This window comes from Geodermatophilus sp. SYSU D00710, assembly GCF_054050195.1.
Map to the genome: position 1 here is coordinate 1 of NZ_JBJGYX010000058.1, position 19,318 is coordinate 19,318.

18 protein-coding genes and 1 tRNA gene are annotated in these 19,318 nt (G+C 71.9%); 10 read left to right on the forward strand and 9 right to left on the reverse strand.

Annotated features, from left to right (window positions below):
• Nucleotides 1-594 precede the first annotated feature (594 nt).
• Entirely contained in the window at nucleotides 595-1,338 is a 744-nt protein-coding gene (locus tag ACI78U_RS20270; RefSeq protein ID WP_456877194.1) for a hypothetical protein, read from the reverse strand.
• Nucleotides 1,339-2,256: 918 nt separating this feature from the next.
• On the opposite strand from ACI78U_RS20270, the gene ACI78U_RS20275 reads away from it, so the two are divergent.
• The 8 genes from ACI78U_RS20275 (at nucleotide 2,257) to ACI78U_RS20310 (ending at nucleotide 9,190) form a co-directional block, all read left to right on the forward strand.
• Nucleotides 2,257-2,403, forward strand: a complete 147-nt coding sequence (locus ACI78U_RS20275; RefSeq protein WP_456877195.1) for a hypothetical protein — start codon at nucleotides 2,257-2,259, stop codon at nucleotides 2,401-2,403.
• A 98-nt stretch (nucleotides 2,404-2,501) separates the two neighbouring features.
• On the forward strand, nucleotides 2,502-3,035 hold the full coding sequence (locus ACI78U_RS20280) for an ester cyclase (RefSeq protein WP_456877196.1): 534 nt from the start codon (nucleotides 2,502-2,504) through the stop codon (nucleotides 3,033-3,035).
• A 289-nt stretch (nucleotides 3,036-3,324) separates the two neighbouring features.
• Nucleotides 3,325-4,154 (forward strand): IS5 family transposase gene (locus ACI78U_RS20285; protein ID WP_456877222.1). Its coding sequence is split into 2 segments (ribosomal slippage): nucleotides 3,325-3,681 and nucleotides 3,684-4,154, totalling 828 coding nucleotides; the frame shifts between segments, so codons are not numbered across the junction.
• 305 nt (nucleotides 4,155-4,459) lie between these two features.
• Nucleotides 4,460-5,631, forward strand: a protein-coding gene (locus tag ACI78U_RS20290) for an IS3 family transposase (RefSeq protein ID WP_456877197.1) whose coding sequence is annotated in 2 segments (ribosomal slippage) — nucleotides 4,460-4,712 and nucleotides 4,712-5,631 — 1,173 coding nt in all. Because the reading frame shifts where the segments join, the coding sequence is not laid out codon by codon here.
• 584 nt (nucleotides 5,632-6,215) lie between these two features.
• A complete protein-coding gene (locus tag ACI78U_RS20295; protein WP_456877198.1) occupies nucleotides 6,216-6,755 on the forward strand; it encodes a toll/interleukin-1 receptor domain-containing protein in 540 nt (179 codons plus the stop codon).
• 24 nt (nucleotides 6,756-6,779) lie between these two features.
• On the forward strand, nucleotides 6,780-7,811 hold the full coding sequence (locus tag ACI78U_RS20300) for a hypothetical protein (RefSeq protein ID WP_456877199.1): 1,032 nt from the start codon (nucleotides 6,780-6,782) through the stop codon (nucleotides 7,809-7,811).
• Nucleotides 7,812-8,347: 536 nt separating this feature from the next.
• The gene (locus tag ACI78U_RS20305) at nucleotides 8,348-8,527 is read left to right on the forward strand and encodes an EAL domain-containing protein (protein WP_456877223.1); all 180 of its coding nucleotides are present in this window, start codon (nucleotides 8,348-8,350) and stop codon (nucleotides 8,525-8,527) included.
• Between the two features lie 243 nt (nucleotides 8,528-8,770).
• A complete protein-coding gene (locus tag ACI78U_RS20310; RefSeq protein WP_456877200.1) occupies nucleotides 8,771-9,190 on the forward strand; it encodes a recombinase family protein in 420 nt (139 codons plus the stop codon).
• A gap of 240 nt (nucleotides 9,191-9,430) precedes the next feature.
• Here ACI78U_RS20310 and ACI78U_RS20315 read toward each other — a convergent pair whose 3' ends face one another.
• The 3 genes from ACI78U_RS20315 to ACI78U_RS20325 all read right to left on the reverse strand — a co-directional run bounded on the left by ACI78U_RS20315 (nucleotide 9,431) and on the right by ACI78U_RS20325 (nucleotide 10,918).
• On the reverse strand, nucleotides 9,431-9,994 hold the full coding sequence (locus ACI78U_RS20315) for a hypothetical protein (RefSeq protein WP_456877201.1): 564 nt from the start codon (nucleotides 9,992-9,994) through the stop codon (nucleotides 9,431-9,433).
• 201 nt (nucleotides 9,995-10,195) lie between these two features.
• Nucleotides 10,196-10,429: a hypothetical protein gene (locus ACI78U_RS20320; RefSeq protein WP_456877202.1), complete on the reverse strand. Its 234-nt coding sequence runs from the start codon at nucleotides 10,427-10,429 to the stop codon at nucleotides 10,196-10,198.
• A 126-nt stretch (nucleotides 10,430-10,555) separates the two neighbouring features.
• A complete protein-coding gene (locus ACI78U_RS20325) occupies nucleotides 10,556-10,918 on the reverse strand; it encodes a hypothetical protein (protein WP_456877203.1) in 363 nt (120 codons plus the stop codon).
• Between the two features lie 133 nt (nucleotides 10,919-11,051).
• Here ACI78U_RS20325 and fxsT point away from each other — a divergent pair, with 133 nt between their 5' ends.
• On the forward strand, nucleotides 11,052-14,162 hold the full coding sequence (gene fxsT, locus ACI78U_RS20330; protein ID WP_456877204.1) for an FxSxx-COOH system tetratricopeptide repeat protein: 3,111 nt from the start codon (nucleotides 11,052-11,054) through the stop codon (nucleotides 14,160-14,162).
• Nucleotides 14,163-15,041: 879 nt separating this feature from the next.
• Here fxsT and ACI78U_RS20335 read toward each other — a convergent pair.
• Nucleotides 15,042-15,114, reverse strand: a tRNA-Asn gene (locus ACI78U_RS20335).
• A gap of 139 nt (nucleotides 15,115-15,253) precedes the next feature.
• Here ACI78U_RS20335 and ACI78U_RS20340 point away from each other — a divergent pair.
• On the forward strand, nucleotides 15,254-15,568 hold the full coding sequence (locus ACI78U_RS20340) for a hypothetical protein (protein ID WP_456877205.1): 315 nt from the start codon (nucleotides 15,254-15,256) through the stop codon (nucleotides 15,566-15,568).
• Nucleotides 15,569-15,616: 48 nt separating this feature from the next.
• Here ACI78U_RS20340 and ACI78U_RS20345 read toward each other — a convergent pair whose 3' ends face one another.
• The 4 genes from ACI78U_RS20345 to ACI78U_RS20360 form a co-directional block, all read right to left on the reverse strand.
• Nucleotides 15,617-16,198 carry a hypothetical protein gene (locus tag ACI78U_RS20345; RefSeq protein WP_456877206.1) on the reverse strand — a complete coding sequence of 194 codons (582 nt, stop codon included), beginning with the start codon at nucleotides 16,196-16,198 and terminating at the stop codon, nucleotides 15,617-15,619.
• Nucleotides 16,195-18,072 carry a DNA primase gene (gene dnaG / locus ACI78U_RS20350; RefSeq protein ID WP_456877207.1) on the reverse strand — a complete coding sequence of 626 codons (1,878 nt, stop codon included), beginning with the start codon at nucleotides 18,070-18,072 and terminating at the stop codon, nucleotides 16,195-16,197. Before dnaG ends, ACI78U_RS20345 begins: the two co-directional genes overlap by 4 nt.
• 89 nt (nucleotides 18,073-18,161) lie before the next feature.
• The gene (locus ACI78U_RS20355; RefSeq protein ID WP_456877208.1) at nucleotides 18,162-18,656 is read right to left on the reverse strand and encodes a hypothetical protein; all 495 of its coding nucleotides are present in this window, start codon (nucleotides 18,654-18,656) and stop codon (nucleotides 18,162-18,164) included.
• A 9-nt stretch (nucleotides 18,657-18,665) separates the two neighbouring features.
• Nucleotides 18,666-19,292: a YdcF family protein gene (locus ACI78U_RS20360; RefSeq protein ID WP_456877209.1), complete on the reverse strand. Its 627-nt coding sequence runs from the start codon at nucleotides 19,290-19,292 to the stop codon at nucleotides 18,666-18,668.
• Between the last annotated feature and the right edge of the window lie 26 nt (nucleotides 19,293-19,318).

Consider the following 19,318-nt stretch of genomic DNA (forward strand, 5'->3'; position numbering starts at 1 on the left):
CCCCCCCCCCCCCCCCCCCCCCCCCCCCCCCCCCCCCCCCCCCCCCCCCCCCCCCCCCCCCCCCCCCCCCCCCCCCCCCCCCCCCCCCCCCCCCCCCCCCCCCCCCCCCCCCCCCCCCCCCCCCCGGGCGGGGTCGGTCCGGTCAGGCGTCCGGTGCGGTGATCCGGTACTCCCCTGGTCACCTCGGCGGAGGTGGCTACCTCGCGGGCGCGCAGCGGCGCCCGGCGCCCTTCGCCGGCGAGGGGCCGCGGCGGCACACTGCCGTGCATGGCGGTCGAGATCGGCGGCGAGGCCAGCGATCGAGGCTGCGACGAGGCCTGGGCACGGCAGGTCGGCGCCGCCCACCGTCATCGGCGGCTACCGACGTCGACGACCCCCGGCGCTGCCCGGCTGACCCACGGCCTGAGCCCCTGGAAGGCGCTCGACCACGAGCGGCTCCTGCCGTCCCTCCACACGCAGCCGGCGAGCGCTGCTGCAGCACCTCGGAGCAGCTCAGGGCCATGTCCGCGTCCCATGCCGAGGGCGGCGGGACCGCCGAGGCGCTGGGAGGGCCCGTCGATGCCGAGCGCGTTCCCTCGCGCTGGGGGGAGGGCGTCACCCGGCCTCGGGATGAGCCGCCCAGCGGCCGGTGGCGACGAGCAGAACGGGAACGAGCAGGACGCCCTCCAGGAGCGAGAGCACGCCGTACACCACCGGCCAGCCGGCCAGAGCGGCGGCGGCGAGGACGAGCAGGAGCGCCGCGACCACCCGGGCGAACGACCGCAGCAGCCGGGGCAGCAGCACGGCCAGGCCGATCAGCCCGACGGCGACGGTCACGTTGGCCGCCTGCTCCAGCAGGTCGGCGATGCCGGTCACCGCGTCGGAGGCGCGGCCGACGGCGATGATGTCCGCCGGCGGATCGGTGAGGAAACCGGTGTCCCGCCACACGGCGAGCTGGCTGAGATACACCAGGTCGGCCACCGCCTTGAACAGCGCCCCGACCGAGAGCACCAGTCCCCAGACTTGTGGCCCCGCCCGTCCCCCGCCGTGGGCGCGGACGACGGCATAGGTCAGCACGATCAGTGCCACCGCGGCGACCGGGCCGAGGATGTCACGCAGCACGATGTTCCACAGGAGATCGTGCTGGCGCTCGGCCCTGGCCGCGAAGAAGGTCGCCAGGTCCGCGGCCCGGCCGGCGGGAGTCTCCCGGAACGGCGGGTTGCCAGGCAGGACACTCGCGTCCAGGAAGAACAGCAACGACTGCAGGCACAGCCCGATGGCGGCCACCGTCCCGGCCACGGACGCTGTTCGCCCCCAGTCACCATCCGTCCGCCGCTGGTGCACCTCGTCGACGGCCACGCGGCCCTCCTCCCGCCCTCCCCCGTGTGACGGACAGGGTGACGACGGCACCGGAAGGCGTTCCTCGTGCAGACCCGGACCCGCCGCGCCGCCGCGTGGCCATCGCACGGCGTGAACCGGTTCTGCACGCAGCGCCGCCCGGAACGGCCGCCGCACCCGTGACGACACGGAGTCGAGCCGGGTCCACCTCGGCGGCCTGAGCAGCGCCGGCCGTACAGTCTTCCGGCGGCGGCCGGTCCCGCATGGGCACCGCGCTGGCGACCGGCGCGCTCCGGCTGCGCCGGACGGTGCCGCCGGCAGGGCAGGCCCTGCTGCTGCACCACCTGGGGACCCAGCCGCGACTGCCCCTGACCGAGACCACCGACCTCGCCGGGCGGTGTGGGCATGCGTCACCGTGGCGGCGTGTCGGCGCACAACGGTGGCCGACGCGCCGTCGGCCGGATGCGCGGCCCCGCGGCCCCGCGGCCCCGCGGCCACCGTGGCTGCACCCGGCTTGCCATGTGATGGGGGGTGCCATGCATGGGAAGGCGGCGCTCGCGGCGCTCGGAGCAGGTCTCGACGTGGTCGGTTTCCGTGGCCTCCAGCGGGAACATCACCCGCCGTCGTCGGTGACGCCGGACGTCATGACCCTTGCAGTCGCATCCCCGGCGTCCTCCGCGGGCCAGATGCAGGTCCTGACCTTGCCGGCCAACACGCCGTTCCGGGGTCCGCAGCAGGTCTGACGCGGTGGTTGTCCATGTGGGTCGACCGCCGCGACCACTCGAACGCCGGCAGGCCCGGACAGCAAGTGCAACGCTGCGCTTCAGCGCGTCCCCCGCGGTGGGTGAGGCGCCGGCCGGCCGAGGGATCCGGCCGGCGCAGCGGCACGGTCGTGCGCTGACCTCGAGCCCGCCTGCGGCGGAACTGCCGGCGCTGACGGTGCCGACCCGTGGCGCCGCGCTCAAGGCGACGCGCGAGACCCGCAACCACCTGACCGTGGTCACCGACGGCGGTGCGGTGCTCGGCGTCATCACGCTGGCCGACGTGCTGCGCCGGCTCTCTCCGCAGCCGGAGGCCGCCGCCTGAGCGCCGGGCGGCGGCACGGCGGCGCGGCGGGGCCTGCCGCGAGGGAGCCGCACGAGAAGTCCGTTGTCACGGCGACGACCCCGGTGCCAGGCTGCCCCATGAGTTCCCCGGCACCCGGCGACGTCTCGCCTCAGTCGGTCATCCGCTGGACGTTCGACCGGCTGAACGCGCACGACTCCTCGTCACTGCGGCAGATCTACGACGACGAGTCCGTGAGCCACTTCCCGCAGCGGGTCTGCCGGGGCGCGGACGAGATCGTGCGCTTCTGGGTGGAGACGTTCACCGGGATGCCCGACTTCCACGTCGAGATCCTCGCTCTCGCCGAGCACGGTGAGGACGTGTTCGTCCACTGGCGCTTGACGGGGACCCATCGTGGCCCGCTGCAGGGCATAGCGCCGACCGGGAAGGCGATCGCGCTCGAGGGCATGGACCACTTCGTCGTCCGGGAGGGCCGCATCCGCAGCGGGTTCGTCGCGTTCGACCAGATGGAGTACGCACGGCAGCTGGGCATGTTCCCGGCCGACGGCTCGCCTGCCGACCGTCTGATGAAGACGGCGTTCAACGCCCGGGCGCAGCTGGCGCGCCGGCTGGCACAGGTGCGGCCGGGCCCGGGGCGGAACCCGGCCGCGTAGTACCCGAGAGCCACGGCAGGACCGGTCCGGCGGGTGACGCGGCCGACCGGTCAGCGTCCCTGGCGTCGGTGTCGTGATCGAGCTGCGGGAGTTGACGAAGCGGTTCGGTGCGCGGACCGCCGTGGACGCGGTGACGGTGACCGTGCGGCCCGGGGCGGTCCCCGGCAGTGTGGCCGCTGGAGCGCGTCCGCCTCAGGACGGGTTAAGAAGACGTTGCGGAAGTAGGTCCTCGGGCTCTGTCCGCCCACGAGACGTCGGCGCAGGGTGCGGGCCATGTCGTCGTCGGTGTCTGTCGTCGTCGGTGTCTTCCCCGCCGCCGCGGCTGATCAGTGACGAGCTGTGGGCGCTGGTCGAGCCGCTGATCCCGCCGCGCAAGCCGGCGGTGCACGGCCGCACCGGTCAGCCTCGCACGTCTAACCGGGACGTGCTGGAGGGCATCGCGTTCGTGCTCTCCACCGGCATCGGCTGGGCCCAGCTGCCGGGCGAGCTCGCCTACGGGTCGGGCTGGACCTGCTGGCGGCGGATGCACGAGTGGGCCGACGCCGGCGTCTTCGATCGACTGCACCAGGCCGTCTTGGGCCGGCTCGGTGAACGCGGCCGGCTGGACTGGTTGCGGGCCAGCCTGGACTCGGTCAGCGTCCGGGCGAGAAGGGGGGTGAGCTGACCGGGGCGAATCCCACTGACCGCGGCAAGGCCGGCAGCAAGTACCACCTGCTCATCGACGCGCACGGCTTCCCGCTCAACGTGCTGGTCTCGGCCGCGAACCGGCACGACAGCCTCTTCGTCGAACCGCTCCTGGACGGCATGCCGGCGATCAAGCGGGGCGGGCGCGGCCATCCGCGACGACGACCGGTCAAGCTGCACGGGGACAAGGGCTATGACAATCCGCGGGTTCGCCGCTACCTGCGCCGCCGCGGGATCACCGCCCGGATCGCCCGCCTCGGCCGGGACTCCAGCGCCCGCCTCGGCCGGCACCGCTGGGTCGTCGAACGCACCTTGGGCTGGCTGCTGTCCTACAAACGCCTCGCCCTGCGCTACGACCGCACCGCCACGACCATCACCGCGCTGGCCCGACTGGCCGTCACCCTCATCTGCGCCCGACGACTCCCAACGAACTAATGCAACGTCTTCCAAGGCACTGCCAGCCCGATCCACGCCCGGGCGGTCGACCGCCGCGACGGCGGCAGGTCCTGGCCGTTCATCCGCTCGACGGCCACCGTCCGCGGGGGGATGACTCTCGCCCGCGGCGGGCGGTCCGCTCGCTTGTTGGTCGTGAATTGGTCGTGGGGCCCGGGCCCACGACCGCGTCAGGCCGCTGAGCTGCGGTGGTGCTCCCCCGATTGGACTCGAACCAATAACGGAGCCTGACCCGGTTTTCCGGACACCTGATCTGAGGCGAGGATCGCCTCGGAGAGAAGTCCTGGATGCCTGCAGCCAAGCCACCGGAGTTCCGTCGCAGAGCGGTGGAGCTGGCCCGCCGGCGGGAGAAGTCGATCGCCGAGATCGCCCACGACCTGGGCATCGCCGAGTCGTGCCTGCGGCGGTGGCTCAAGCAGGACGACATCGACACCGGCCGCGCCGAGGGGCTGTCCACCGATGAGCGGGCCGAGTTGGTGCGGTTGCGCCGGGAGAACCGGGTGCAGGCGATGGAGATCGAGATCCTCAAGCGGGCCAGTGCCTACTTCGCCCGGGAGGCCTTCCCCGGCCCAAAATGATCTACCGGCTGGTCCAAGAGCTCGCCGATGACCCCGACCTGCGAGTCGATGTCACGGTGGCCTGCCGGGTGCTGCGGGTCTCGCGGTCGGGCTACTACGAATGGCGAAACCGGCCACCGAGCCCCCGCCAGGTCACCGACGAGCAGCTGAGCACGACCATCATCGAGGTCCACACCGCCTCGCGGGGGACCTACGGCGCACCACGGGTGCACGCGGAGCTGCGCCAGGGGCTCGGGATGGTCTGCGGTCGCAAGCGGGTGGCCCGGCTGATGCGCACCGCCGGCCTGGCCGGCGTCTGCCACCGGCGCAAACACCGTCGAGCGGGACCGGCGCCGGCCGTGCACGCCGACCTGGTGCAGCGCCGCTTCGTCGCCGATGCCCCGGACCGGCTGTGGGTCACCGACATCACCGAGCACCCCACCGCCGAGGGCAAGGTCTACTGCGCCGCCGTCCTCGACGTGTTCAGCCGCACCGTCGTCGGCTGGTCGATCGCCGACCACATGCGTTCAGAGCTGGTCGTCGACGCCTTGGAGATGGCCCGCTGGCGCCGCCGACCGGCCCCCGGCGCAGTGGTGCACAGCGACCGCGGTAGTCAGTACACGTCCTGGATCTTCGGCCACCGGCTACGCGCCGCCGGCCTGCTGGGCTCGATGGGCCGGGTGGCCTCCAGCGTCGACAACGGCCTGATGGAGTCCTTCTGGTCGACCATGCAACGCGAACTGCTCGACCGGCAGCGATGGGACAGCAAGGGCGATCTCGGATCGGCGATCTTCGAGTGGATCGAGGCCTTCTACAACCCTCGCCGGCGGCATTCCGCGCTCGGCTACCTCAGTCCCGTGCAGTTCGAAAAGCTTCACACCGCCGCTCTGATCGCGGCATGATCACCTCACCCGACGTGTCCGGAGAACCGGGTCAGGCTCCAACCCTGCGGGTTGATCTTGAGGTCGTCGGCAACGAGTGGCCTGCGACGAACGTGCAGCTCAGTGACCGTTCAAGTGATCGGGCGGCGTTGGTCATTGTCGGGCGTCAAGGGCGGTTTGTTGGTCGTAAGTTGGTCGCGTCGCGGACGTGGACCCGACCCGTGCGGCTCCCACCCACCAGGTGGAGGTGGGACCGCCACGGGCTGCACATCGCCGGACTGGACGTGCCGATCAGACCCCTGACCGAGGACGGCGTGTTCAGCACCGTCGCCCGAACGGAACGGCAGTGCCCGATCGGGTCTTCGACGGCCGGCTGCTCGATCCGTCCGGTGAGTGGCTGGTCCGCATGAACCCGCGCTGTAAGCGGGCGCCGCGGGCCAACACCCGGTGGACACACTCAGCGATGTCGTGCTGCCCCGCGCACCGTGGTCACCCGTGGAGCGATGCGCCGGTACCGAAGGCAGGCTCGTGGACAGCCCGCGGTGTTGGTAGCAGCCTGGATGTGCTCCAGCGCCGGCCGCCGGTGACAGCCCAGGGAGGGCCCCGTGGCCCACGACGTCTTCATCTCCTACTGCTCTCGCGACAAGCCGGTGGCCGACGCAGTCTGCGGCGCCTTGGAAGAGCATGCAGTCCGCTGCTGGACAGCCCATCGCGATGCGCCCCCCGGCGAGATGTGGAGTGAGGCGATCGTCGCCGCCCTTGAGCAGTGCGGCCTACTCGTCGTTGTCTTCTCCGCAGGCGCGAACGCGTCCAAGCACATGGTGCGGGAGGTCGAGCGGGCGGTTCATCTGGGAATTCCCGTGCTGCCGCTGCGCATCGAGGACGTGGAGATGGGCCGCTCGTTCCAGCACTTCCTGGGCGTCGTGCACTGGCTGGACGCGATCACTCCTCCGTTCGAGCAGCACCTGGACCGGATAGTCGAGAGCGTCGCCGGACTGATCAAACCCGGCGCCATCGCTCAGACACCAGCGTCCTCGCCTTCCCGGGAGGGCAATCCCCAGGTGTCGATCCGAGACGTGCCCCCGGAGGACTGGTCCCGTCGACGCCCTATCGGGCGACTGCGCCGGCTATTCCGAGACCGCTAGCTAGCTGTCAGGAGAGGGACCGCGATGGACCCGAATACCCCGACCAGTAGTACGACGCCAACACCAACCCCTGCCAAGGCTCCTCGCGGGGGGTTGCTGCGGATTGAGCCGAGTCTGCTGGATCGCGCCAAGCGCGGCGATCGTTCGGCGATTGACACGATGTTCGGCCAGTTCTTACCCCCTGGTGAGACCGTGCGGGATAGCGACTACCTTGGCGTGCTGGGCATGTGGGGTTTTGGCACTCACAGCTTTGCCGCTGTGACTGATCGCCGAATCGCCACGCTACGAGTTGGCCTGCTGGGCGCAGTCACGTATCAGGATGGCGGACTGGAACATGTCAACAGCGGGGTCGTCGTACAGCCATCGCGATGGCTTCTCTACGTTGCCGCGACGGTGTGGCTGTTCCTCGTCGCCATTCTGGGCATCGGTCTCCCTTTGCGACTGACCTCCGGTTGGGCCGTGACAATCATCTCCGTGGTGCTCATGGTGACAGGCGGGGTGCTGCTGTTGCCGCTGCTCGTCAGCTTGCATTACCGTTTCCGCAAGTGCGGGATCGTGCTGTGGGTGCGGGAAGGGGTTAGTGTTCACGCCTTCGCCGACCGCAAGCTGCTGCCACGCGCCAATCACCTATACCGCACGACGCAAGCCCTGCGGGAGTTGCGGCTAGTGGCTGTCGACAGGGCAGCCGGTCAGGCTGTGCGGCGGGGCGACGTTGAGCAAATCGCGATGTACTCGCGGAATTCCGGCGGGCCGACTGGTCCAGACGATCCACCTGGGCGGGCTCGCGGGATCGGCATCGTCACGGCTGGCCTCCTGCTTGTCGTGACAGGGGTGACACTGCCGTTGACGACGACGGGTGCTGCGACGGACACATTGAGCTACGGCGACGATCCGGTCCTCGACGCCCTATGGGACGACTGCGAGCACGGGGACGAAGAGGCCTGCTACTCGTTGTACTTGGAGAGTCCGGCTGGCTCAGCTTATGAGGCGTACGGCTGGACCTGCGCGGGTCGCCTACTCAAGGGGACGGACTGCACAAGCGTCGAGCTTGAATAGGCCGCTTGAACCGCTCAGGATTCAGGATGATGGAGGCATCAATCTCCGGAAAAAGAAACTCGGGCGACACTAAGGAAGCCCGCCAACAGGACCGCCCCGGCCCTGTCCGCATCCCGGCTTCTCAGTTGAGGTCGCCCGCAGGCGCCGGTGCGCCCTGACGCCTCTCCTCGACTCTGGCTGCGCCGACGGGCTTTGACGGCCGCACGTGGCCGCGACCTGGCTCGCCTAGTCAGCAGCGATGAGCCGGCCCGCTTCCTCGGGTCTACCTCTCATCGCCGGGGCGGCGCGGAGGGCGCCGTCACCGCAGATCGAGGAGAGACGATGCATCCGACGGTCCGCTCGTTCCGCACGCCCGACGGCGTCGAGCTCGGGGGCGAGCACTTCGGCGATGCGGCGGCGCCCCTCGTGCTGCTCGTGGGCGGTCCGACCATGCTCTCCTGGCCCGACGCGCTCTGCGAGGCCCTGGCTCGCGGCGGACGTCACGTCGTGCGTTATGACCTGCGCGACGCCGACGCGTCCACGACCCCGAGACGGCGATCGCGCGCGACCCCCACCTCGCGGCTGGGCTGCTCCACCGTCTTGGCGAGAAGGGGGTTCGGGTGGCCAGGGACGACTTCGGCACGGGCTACAGCTCCCTGGCGAGCCTGCGCGACCTCCCGGTCTCCGCGCTGAAGATCGATCGGAGCTTCGTCGCCGGCACACGGCCCGGTCCGTGATGGCCACACCATCCGGGCCCGCAGTGCAGCCAGCGGATTCCGGCTGCTGGTGATCACCGACTCCGGGACGTCGTCCGCCGGGGCGGTCATCTCCGCCACCACACATCACCGAACAGCGGGACGCGCGGGCCATCGTCGCGTGGGCCGAACCTTGGGGGTCGACGTCCTCGCTGAGGGAGTGGAAACCGCGGGGTAAGCCGCCCTCCTCGAGGTACTCGGCTGTGGCACCGGCCAGGGCACGCTGTGGGGTCCGCCCCTCCCCTGTCCGACCTGTCCAGCCTGCGCGAGTGGCCTCTCCCCCCGGCACGTGGGGCCGCCGTCCGTGCCAGGACAACGAGGCGCGGGAAGCGCGGCACCGCCGACACGCACGGCGTCGAGAGACTGCAACAGTTGCACCGGGACGGGGTGTCCATCGACGCGATCGCCGCGGCGCTGGACGCCGAGGGCTTCCGCACCCCGGCGAATCGGCGCTGGCGCCCATCGAGCGTCGCCCGGCTCATCTCCCAGCCGATCCGCCGTCACGTCCAGAAACCGGGTGAGAGCCCGAACGCCCGGCGCTCCACGTGGCAGCTCAGTACCGCGACCGCGAACCGCCGCCGTGGCACCCGCGCTGCCGTCGCCGATCCGGACGCCGGTCCCGGCCAGATCACGTCACCGAGTTAGGAGCGATGCGCTCGGTGGCTCAGAAGCTGGGCATCGCCTCCACCGAGACGGTGGGCAAGTGGCTGCGCCGGGCCGAGGTCGATGACGGCGTCCGCGCCGGGGGTGAGTAGTGAGGAGTCCGCTGACTCGGATACCGGATGCTTCAATCGGCCACGAGTCCACCGAACCGGGGGCATCCCAGAGTCTCCGGACTCGCCGGGGCAGTTCACATCGCCACTGTCGAGCTCAGGAGCCGGGCGCTCAAGGCTGGGCGACGCGGACCGGCCCGGGTTGGAGAGACGCGTTCTCGGCAGCGGTGGTATCAGCCTGCTGGTTCGTGGCGGCATCCTCCGGGCGGCGCTCGGCGAGCGCCAGCCAGACGTAGCACAGTCCCACCAGGAACAGCGCGCCGGTGACCATGCCTGGTATCTGCAAGGGGGGCAGGGCGAACGTGCCTCGTGGCAGGACCGCAGCTACGACCATCAGCCCATAGAGGATCGGATCGACAAAGCGCAGAGCCCTGAACGATGGCGCCTTTGGACCATTGGGAGCGCGCAGGAAGGACACCGCTTCTATCAGTCCAGCCAATCCGGCCACGACGAATGTGACGCGCCAGATCAGGCCGCTGGTTCCGGCGGCGAGCATGGAGGCCAGGCTGGCCATGCCCGGCAGGAAGAAGTGCAAGGCGGCGTGCGTGCCCCATCGGTGCCTACGGGGATCGGTGCGCCAGCCGCCGTGGGCGAACTGCAAGACCCCCAACCATAGACTGAGAAGGGTGAAGCTAGTTCCGGCCAGCGTTTGATAAAACGTGATCAACGGGTCCATTGTTTCCTTCTCTCGAGGGCGCCCAAGTCCAGTACGGGCAATACCTTGCTCTACCGGTGGGTAGGTGGCGGGTCGCCCTCTTGTTCGATCCACTCGGCCGCGACCCGCCGCACCTGTTCTCGCCGGGCCCGCTCCTCGGCGATCAGCCCGCCACTATCGGGATAGCACATGCCATCGGCATAGCGCGCCCCACGCCACCCGTCAGCAGCGTCCGTAACCTCCGCCGTTGCTGTTCTTCAAGCCGGCCGTCGGCGCGGCCAGCACCCGCCCTGAGTCGGCCGCGGACAACTCGGCGCCCGGCTCATCTACGGCTTGAACGACGTCGGTGACCACGGACAGGCGCGATGCGGGCACGGGCGCCTCCGGCGATTCGGTGACTTCAGACAGCGCCAGATCACCGCAGGCCCCGAGCCCGCCCGCAACACCCGAGTTCACAGCCGCACGTCACGACTCTGCAGACGCCCTGCGAGGGAGGGTGTCCACCGAATCAACCGCGCGATCTGATCAAGATCGGGAGAATATCGAGGCTAGCTCGGATCATGGCGAGCCCACCGGTCCGGACTACACGTTCACCCGGTGCCACAACATGACATCGCTTAGCCCCAGGGTACCGGTAGTGCTCGTCACCTCGAAGACGACCCTGTTGTCGCCCTTGATGACGCGATCCGTATCGATGGTCTCCTGGACGGCGAACCGATCGGCCGAGGTGACGGTGTAGGTGTTCAGCCGGATGTCGTTCAGAGTGACGGTGTAGGTCACGCTTCCGCTCCCCTTGCGCCGCGCCATCCAGGTCAGCGCAGCACCTTCCCCCGACGCCGGATCGACTCCGACGGACTGTGTGAACGTCCCGTCGTCCTCGCCTTCGCTTCTCGTCAGCTCGATTTCTTCATCGAGCAGTTGGTAATACGTTGCGACTGCGGTCACAGCTTCCTCCTGTGGGCTCTTGCAGACGGTGTGTCTGCAGGTCTGAACACTCGGGCTCCGCTGTAGCGCGGGGGTAGCGGGAGCGTTGCGTCCCGCCGCCTGGGTCGGCCGCGGCGGGAATAGCCTGAGCGGCATGCGGCTGGTCGTTCGCCTGCTGGGCCCGCTGGAGGTGGAGTGCGGCGACCGGCCGGTGCGGATCGGGGCGGCGAAGGAACGACTGATCCTGGTGCTGCTCGCGCTGGACGCCGGGCGGGTGGTCGCCGCCGAGCGGCTGATCGACGCGCTGTGGGGCGAGGATCCTCCGGAGTCAGCGGGCGTGTCGCTGCGGGTGCTGATCTCCCGGCTGCGCAAGGGCCTGGCCGCGGCCGGCTGCGACCACGCCATCCTCGCCCGGTCTCCGGGGTATGTGCTGGCCGGCGACGAGGTGGATGTCGACGTGGACCGCTTCGCGGCGCTGGCCGCCCGCGGTTCCGCGCAGTTGGCGGCCGGATCGGCCCGCGCCGCGGCGGCGGCCCTGCGCGCCGCGCTGGCGCTGTGGCGCGGTGACCGGCTGGCCGAAGCGTCGGAGACGCGGCTGGTCGGGGAGGCGGCCCGGCTGGCCGAGGCGCGGCTGGCCGCGGTGGAGGCGCGGGTCGAGGCGGATCTCGCCTGCGGTCGGCACGCCGAGCTGGTCGGCGAGCTGGAGCAGCTCTGCCGGGCGAATCGGCTGCGGGAGCGGCTGTGGGCCCAGCGGATGCTGGCGCTGTACCGGTGCGGCCGGCAGGCCGACGCGCTGGCCGCCGGCCAGCAGCTGCGCATGATCCTCGCCGAGGAGCTCGGCCTCGACCCGGGCAGCGAGCTGCGCCGGCTGGAGACCGCGATCCTGGCCCAGGACTCGGCGCTCGGCCCGCCGCCGGCCGCCCGGTCGCCGCGGGTGTGGAACGCGCCGACCCGCAATCCGTGGTTCACCGGTCGGGCCGGCCTGCTCGACCAGCTGCACCAGCGGCTGCGGTCAGGTGAGGCCTCCCTGGTGGTGCAAGCGCTGCACGGCCTGGGCGGAGTGGGCAAGACCCAGCTGGCCATCGAGTACGTGCACCGATTCGCCGCCGACTACGACCTGGCGTGGTGGATCGACGCCGAGCAGCCGGTGCTCATCCCCGGCCAGCTCGCCCGCCTGGCCGCTCGGCTGGACCTCCCTCAAGGGCCCACCGCGGCAGACACTGTCGAGCGGCTGCTGGCCGAGCTGCGCGATCGGGACCGCTGGCTGCTGATATTCGACAACGCCGAGCGGCCGGCCGACATCGCCGACTACCTGCCCGGCGGGTCCGGGCACGTGCTGATCACCTCCCGCTACCCCGGCTGGGGTGCCCTCGGCGGCCGGCTGGAGGTGGACATTCTGGCCCGGGCCGAGACGGTGGCGCTGCTGCGCGCGCGGATCCCGGCCCTGAGCCGGGAGCTGGCCGACAAGCTCGCCGCCGAACTGGGCGACCTGCCGCTGGCCGCCGCGCAGGCCGCCGGGTATCTGGAGCAGACCGACCTGCCGCCGGCGGACTATCTGCGCCGCTTCCGCACCCGCCGCGCCACCCTGCTCAGCAAGGGTGAGGTGGTCGGCTATGCCGGGCGGATCGACACCACCTGGGCGCTGGCGCTCGACCGACTTCGCCGCGAAGACCCAGCCGCGGTGGCGCTGCTGGAGCTGGCCGCCCTCCTCGCCCCCGAACCCATCCCCCTGACCTTGATCGGCGATCACCCGGAACTGCTCGACGAGCGGCTGCGCGCCACCGCCGCCGACGCCGACGCACTCGCCGACACCGTCGGCGCGCTGGTCGGCTACTCCCTGGCCCGCCGCTCCGCCGCTGGTTTTCAGGTGCACCGGCTGGTCCAGTCGGTCATCCGCCACCAGATGCCCGGCGACCGGCAGCAGGCCACCGCCGAGCGGGTGGTCGCGCTGCTGGCCGCCGCCGCCCCCGGCGACCCAGAAGACCCTGTCAGCTGGCCGGGCTACGCCCAGCTCGCTGCCCACGTGCTGGCCACCAGCCCGCAGGGTGAATCCTCTTCCGCTTACCGGCGCTTCATTCTGGACACCGCCCGCTACCTGCAGGCCAGGGGAGACAGCTCCGCCAGTCGGGATGTGTCCGCGCAATTGCTCGACCGCTGGCGAGCCAGCCTCGGACCGGACCATCCCGACACCCTCGCCGCCGCAAGCACTGTCACCTTGGCCCTGTGCGGGCTCGGTCAGGCAGGGCCGGCCCGCGCCCTGGGCCAGGACACTCAGCAGCGCAGCCACCGCATGCTGGGCCCCGACCATCCCACCACCCTGGCTGCGGCGGCTGCTCTCACCCTCGTACTCGAGATGCTGGGTGGGGCGCAGGCGGCCCGTGACCTAGGCGAGGACACGCTGGAACGCTGTCGCCGGGTGTTCGGACCCGACCACGCGACCACGCTGCGGGCGGCGGCCCCCCTCACCTCCGCCCTGGCCGCCTTGGGTGAGATGCAGGCGGCCCGTGATCTGGCCGAGGACACGCTGGAACGCTGTCGCCGGGTGTTCGGACCCGACCACGCGACCACGTTGTTGGCGGCGGCCGCCTTCACTACCGCCCTGGTCGGATTGGGTGAGGCCCGGGCGGCCCGGGACCTGGGCGAGGACACCTTGGAGCGTTGTCGTCGCGTATTGGCCCCGGATCACGCGATCACGCTGTGGGCGGGGGTCTTCCTCACTATCGCCCTGGCCGGGCTGGGCGAGGCGCAGGCGGCCCGCGACCTGGGCGAGGACATCCTGCAGCGCTGCCGCCGGGTGTTGGCGCCGGACCAAGGGCTCACCCTGTCGGCTGCGGCCGCTCTCACCTCCGCCCTAGCCGAGCTGGGTGAGGCTCAGGCGGCCCGCGACCTGGGCGAGGACACCCTGCAGCGCAGCCGCCGGATGCTCGGCCCCGACCACGCGACCACCCAGCTCGCCGCGACCGCTCTCACCTCCGCCCTGGCCGAGCTGGGTGAGGCGCAGGCGGCCCGCGACCTGGGCGAGGACACGCTGCGGCGCTGTCGCCGGGTGTTCGGCTCCGACCACGCGATCACCCTCTGGGCCGCGGCCGCCCTCACGTCCGCCCTGGCCGGGCTGGGTGAGGTGCAGGCGGCCCGCGACCTGGGCGAGGAGACCCTGCGGCGCAGTCACCGGGTGTTCGGCCAAGACCACCGAATCACGCAGTACATGACACAGCTCACCGGCAGGGGGTCCCAGCAAGAGCGCAGCAGGACACACAGCACATAGACACGTCTTCGAAGCTTATCGACTTCAATCCGGCGGCTGCAGAGTCCGTCGAAGGTCGTTGTGCTCGTCGTCAACACGTTTCGGAACGCGATGCGCCGTGTGATGTGAATACGAGACGCAAGGCCTCGGTTGCGGGGATGACAATGGCCTGACCGCCGTCCGACCAATCTGTCGGAAGAAACCTGCGGTGGGGAGGTCCTCGTTGGCGGCGCCGAAGGAGCAGACCCCTGCGGCGGCAAGGTGCCCGGCGGCGGCGTCGGAGGATCTGGCGGCGCATCACCGCAGGCTCCCAAGAGCAACAGGGGAAGCACGAAGTGGAGCAGTGCGATCATCAGACGGATTGAGGCGCAAGGTTGCGCGCCTCGCGTCCGAGCGGCCATGGCCATCCCCCTGGGTGCACTTCCTAGGAGGCTAGAGCCACTGTCGTGATACATGACAGTGATACCTGCGCGGACTCTGGCAGAGCCCGAGGACCTAACGGCGCAATGTCTTCGTTTCCACTCGCCACGGGACGTGGAGCGGAAACGACGGCCGGCGGTGGTCGAAGCATCAGATGGCGTGGCGACTGCGCCGACGGGTTCGACTGCACTCCACAGTCACCTGGGCCCCGCTGCGCGACCACGGCTTGGACGGTCGCCTCACGAGCGTGCCGCCGGAGCGTGTCCGCCTTCGAGCGCGGTGAGGCGCTCCGACCCCGACGCACAGCTCGGGGAGGTCGACCACCGCGGCGCCGGCACGTCCTCGTCGTCGACCCGCTCGGTGACCACCGCCCGCGAAGGGATGCCCCGCCGAAGGTGGGCGGTCCGCTCGTTTGTTGGTCGTAAGTTGGTCGTGAGGCCCGGCCCCGCGACCACGTCAGGCCGCTGACCTGCGGTGGTGCTCCCCCGATTGGACTCGAACCAATAACCCTGCGATTAACAGTCGCATGCTCTGCCAATTGAGCTACGGGGGACGGGCGGGCGTGGCCCGCGCGCAGGTCCAGAGTACCTGACGGCCCCGGGCGCCCTGCGCAGGCTCCTCCGATCGCGAACGGTGGCGTCCGCCCGTAGCGTGATCAACAGGTCGTTCACGTCTCGAACACGGAGGTCCCCGTGGCCAAGTTCTCCTTCCTCCTCGGCTTCGGTGCCGGCTACGTCCTCGGCGCGAAGGCCGGGCGCGAGCGCTACGAGCAGATCCTCGGCCTGTGGTCCGACGCCAAGGACAACCCGCAGCTGCAGGGACTGGCCGGCATGGCCCAGGCCCGCGCCGACGACGCCATCAGCTCCGTGAAGTCGAAGATGGGCCGCGACACGGGGGCCGACACCACCGCGGTCCGCAGCACCGGCACGACGACGACGCCTCCGGCGACGACCACCGAGTCCCCCGACCTCACCGCGCTGCCCGCCGACCCGCCCCCGGTCGGCTGAGCCGGGCGCGCCGCCGGGCGGCCCGCGACGGCAGCCCGCGAGGGCGGCTCAGCCGGGCTGCTCGGCGGCCAGCGCCTCCTCCAGCTTGGCGCGCGCCACGGCACGGGCCTCCGGGTCGGTGCGGTCGGCGTCGTCGTCGAACACGACGGTCCACTCACGGGCGGCCTGACCGGGCACGCGCCGGGCCACCAGCAGCACCCCTCCCCCACCGGGCAGCGGCGAGCGGCGGCTCGCGACCACGGTCTGGTCGACCCGCCGCCGCACCACGGCCGGCAGCTCGCCGGCGTCGGTGAGCGCGTACCGCTCGGCGGGTTCGCGCGCCTGCACGCCGGGCTCGACCTCGGTCAGCGCGGTCACGGTGAACGTCCCGCCACCGTCGTTGGTCGCCGCCCAGCGTGCCGACCCGACCTCGTGCCAGCGCAGCACGTCCACCCCCGCCGCCTCCTCGAACGGCAGTCCGGCCGGGACCACGCGCAGCCCGCGGCTGGTCGCCACCAGCCAGCCCTGCCCGCGCACGAGTTCTCCCCAGGCCAGCACACGCTCGTCGGCGTCCGTCGAGCCCTGGACGACGGCGCGCACCGGCTCGGGCGGGCGGGTGAGCCGCCGGCGCAGCCGCGCTCCGAGGCTCACGTCAGCCCGCCGATCGCCCGCTGCCGCAGCGAGATGGCCTCCTGCTCGAGCGCCATCAGCCGGGAGAACGCGCGCATGTACTCGTCGCCCTGCTCGACCGGGTTCATCCGCTGCAGCTTGGCCTTGAGCGCGGTCACCTGCCGGACGGTGGCCATCTCCTGAAGCCGCGCGAGCACCGCGGTGACGTACCCGGCGTCGGCCTCGCCCACCGAGCGCAGCGGCTCCACCGCCAGCGCGGTCAGCTGCGCGCGGGCGGTCTCCCGGTCGCAGTGCGCGGCCACCTCGTCCAACCACGCCGGACCCGACACCCGGGCGGCCGCCGCTCCCCCGGCCTGCGCCACGGCCGCGGCAACGGCGGCGTAGTCGGGGTCGGTGTAGGCGGCCGGCGGCACCGCGTCGAACGACGGCCCGGCGATCTCGGGCACCTGCAGCGCCGCCTTGACCGCCTCGCGTTCGACGGCGAGCGCGGCGTCGTCGGGCGTGCGCTTCGGGGTCCGCGGCCGGCGGGGCGGGGCGGTCTCCCCGCCGGTGATCCGGCGGACCCGCTCGAGCACCTCGGCCTCGTCGGTGTCCCCGATCAGGCCGGCCAGCCGGCGGGCGTAGGCCGGGCGCAGCGCGTGGTCCTTGACCTGGGCGAGCAGCGGCGCGGTCCGGTCGAGCGCGGCCACCCGGCCCTCGACGGTGTCGAGGTCGTACTCGGCCAGCGTCGTCCGCAGCACGAACTCGATCAGCGGCGTCCGCCGGGCCACCAGGTCGCGGACGGCGGCGTCACCGTGCGCCTGGCGCAGCTCGCACGGGTCGCGGCCGTCGGGCTCGACGGCGACGAACGTCTGCGCGACGAAGCGCTGGTCCTCCTTGAACGTCTTCATCGCCGCCGCCTGTCCCGCGGCGTCGCCGTCGAAGGTGTAGACGACCTCCCCGCGGAACTCGTCCTGGTCCATGAGCAGCCGCCGCAGCACGCTGATGTGCTCGGGCCCGAACGCGGTGCCGCAGGAGGCGACCGCCGTCGTCACCCCGGCCAGGTGGCAGGCCATGACGTCGGTGTAGCCCTCGACGACGACGGCCTGGTGCCGCCGGGCGATGTCGCGCTTGGCCCGCTCGATGCCGTAGAGGACGGTGCTCTTCTTGTACAGCGGCGTCTCGGGGGTGTTGAGGTACTTGGGGCCGGGGTCGTCGTCCATGAGCTTGCGGGCGCCGAACCCGATGACGTCGCCGGTGATGTCGCGGATCGGCCAGACCAGCCGCCGGTGGAAGCGGTCGATGAGCGTGCCGCGCGAGGACTCCTTGGCCAGCCCCGCCGTCACCAGTTCCTGCTGGGTGTAGCCCTTCCCGCGCAGGTGCCGGGTCAGCGCGTCCCAGCCGCCGGGCGCGTAGCCGCAGCCGAAGTCGACGGCGACCTGCCGGTCGAAACCGCGGTCGGCGAGGAACTGCCGGGCCGGCGCCGCCTCGGGGCTGCGCAGCTGCTCGGCGTAGAAGTGCGCGGCCTCGGTGTTCGCGGCGACCAGCCGCGCGCGCTGCCCGGCCTGGGCACGATCGGGCGCACCGGTGGGTCGGCCGCCGTCGTCCTCGTACTTCAGGTCGATGTTCGCCCGCGCCGCCAGCCGCTCGACCGCCTCGGTGAAGCTCAGGTGGTCGATCTGCTGGACGAAGCTGATGACATCGCCGCCCGCCCCGCAGCCGAAGCAGTGGAAGAGGTTGCGCGAGGGCGTGACGTGGAACGACGGCGACTTCTCGTCGTGGAACGGGCACAGGCCCTTGAGGCTGCCGCCTCCGGCGCGCTTGAGCTGCAGGTGCTCGCCGACCACCTCGTCGATCCGGCTGCGCTCGCGCACCAGCGCGATGTCCGCGGCTCGGATGCGTCCCCGGCCGGCCATGGGCCCCCTCCGTCGTGCTGCTGCCGGGACGCCCGTGCGCGTCCCGGACCGATCATCCCCTCCCCGGACGACGGACCGGCAGCGGCCGGTCAGCTGCTGCCGGCCGCCGCCGCGCCGCCGGTCGTGGCGGCGATCGTGGTGGCGGTCTGACGGCGGTCGAGCACCAGCTGCACCCACAGCAGGAAGACCTGCGCCTCCAGGGACAGCGAGTCGTCGGCGGTCACGGTGGGACGGGGGGACCAGCCGCCGGTCGTTCCGCCCTCGCCCACCGTGCGCCCGCCCGAGGTGTACCGCCGCGTGCCCTTCCACCAGGACACCGTCTCGACGTCGACCGGCACGCCGTCGAGGTCGACGCACCAGGTCCCCCGCCACGCCGACGTCCGCACGGCCCGCATGCGGGCGGCCTCCTCGGGGTCGGCGGCCAGCCGGCCGACCAGGTCCCGCTTGCGCCTGGTGAACACCCACTCGCGGTCGCCGACCACCGCGGTGGCGGCCTCCTTCCATCCGGCGGCCCGCAGGACGGCCACCACCTCGCCGTCGCGCAGGACCGGCAGCTCCCGGCTGCCCCTGCCCAGCTCCAGCACGCGCCCTCCTCAGCCGATGCCCGGTGCCCCCGCGACGCTCTCCCCGGTCACGCGGTAGAGCAGGTAGGCGGCGGTCTCCCGCAGGATGTACCGGAACTGCGTGCCGCGGGTCCGCACCGCCGGCCCCTGCCGGGTGGGCGAGCTCTCGACGGTCAGGCCGGCGTCCTCGGCCATCCGCTCGGCGCGCATCGCGTGCCACGGGTCGGTGACCAGGACGGCGCTGGACCACCCGCGCTCGGCGAACGCGGTGCCGACGGCGCGCACGCTCTCCAGCGTGTCCACCCCCTCGGGCACCGCGAGCAGCGACTCCTCGGGGATCCCGGCGTCGAGCAGGTAGGCGCGGCCGGCCTCGGCCTCGGTGAACTGGTCCCCCGCCGCCTTGCCGCCGACGGTGACGACGACCGGCGCGACGCCGTCCTCCCACAGCGCCGCGGCGTGCTCGAGCCGCGCCTCGAAGATCGACGACGGGACGCCGTTGTACTGCGCCGACCCCAGCACGACGATCGCGTCCGACGACGGCCGGGCGTCCTGCCGCGCGGTCCACCAGATGGCCACCGCCGTGGAGGCGACCAGGAGCAGGGCGGCGAGGACGCCGGCGGCGAACACCCGCGACACCAGAGCTCCGACCCGTGCCACCGGTCATGGATAACACGGCGCGTGTG

Bases quoted from the DNA above. Each gene is read 5' to 3' on its own strand.
- fxsT (WP_456877204.1), top strand. From the start codon at position 11,052: ATGCGGCTGGTCGTTCGCCTGCTGGGCCCGCTGGAGGTGGAGTGCGGC.
- dnaG (WP_456877207.1), bottom strand. From the start codon at position 18,072: ATGGCCGGCCGGGGACGCATCCGAGCCGCGGACATCGCGCTGGTGCGC.
- ACI78U_RS20300 (WP_456877199.1), top strand. From the start codon at position 6,780: ATGGACCCGAATACCCCGACCAGTAGTACGACGCCAACACCAACCCCT.
- ACI78U_RS20315 (WP_456877201.1), bottom strand. From the start codon at position 9,994: ATGGACCCGTTGATCACGTTTTATCAAACGCTGGCCGGAACTAGCTTC.
- ACI78U_RS20280 (WP_456877196.1), top strand. From the start codon at position 2,502: ATGAGTTCCCCGGCACCCGGCGACGTCTCGCCTCAGTCGGTCATCCGC.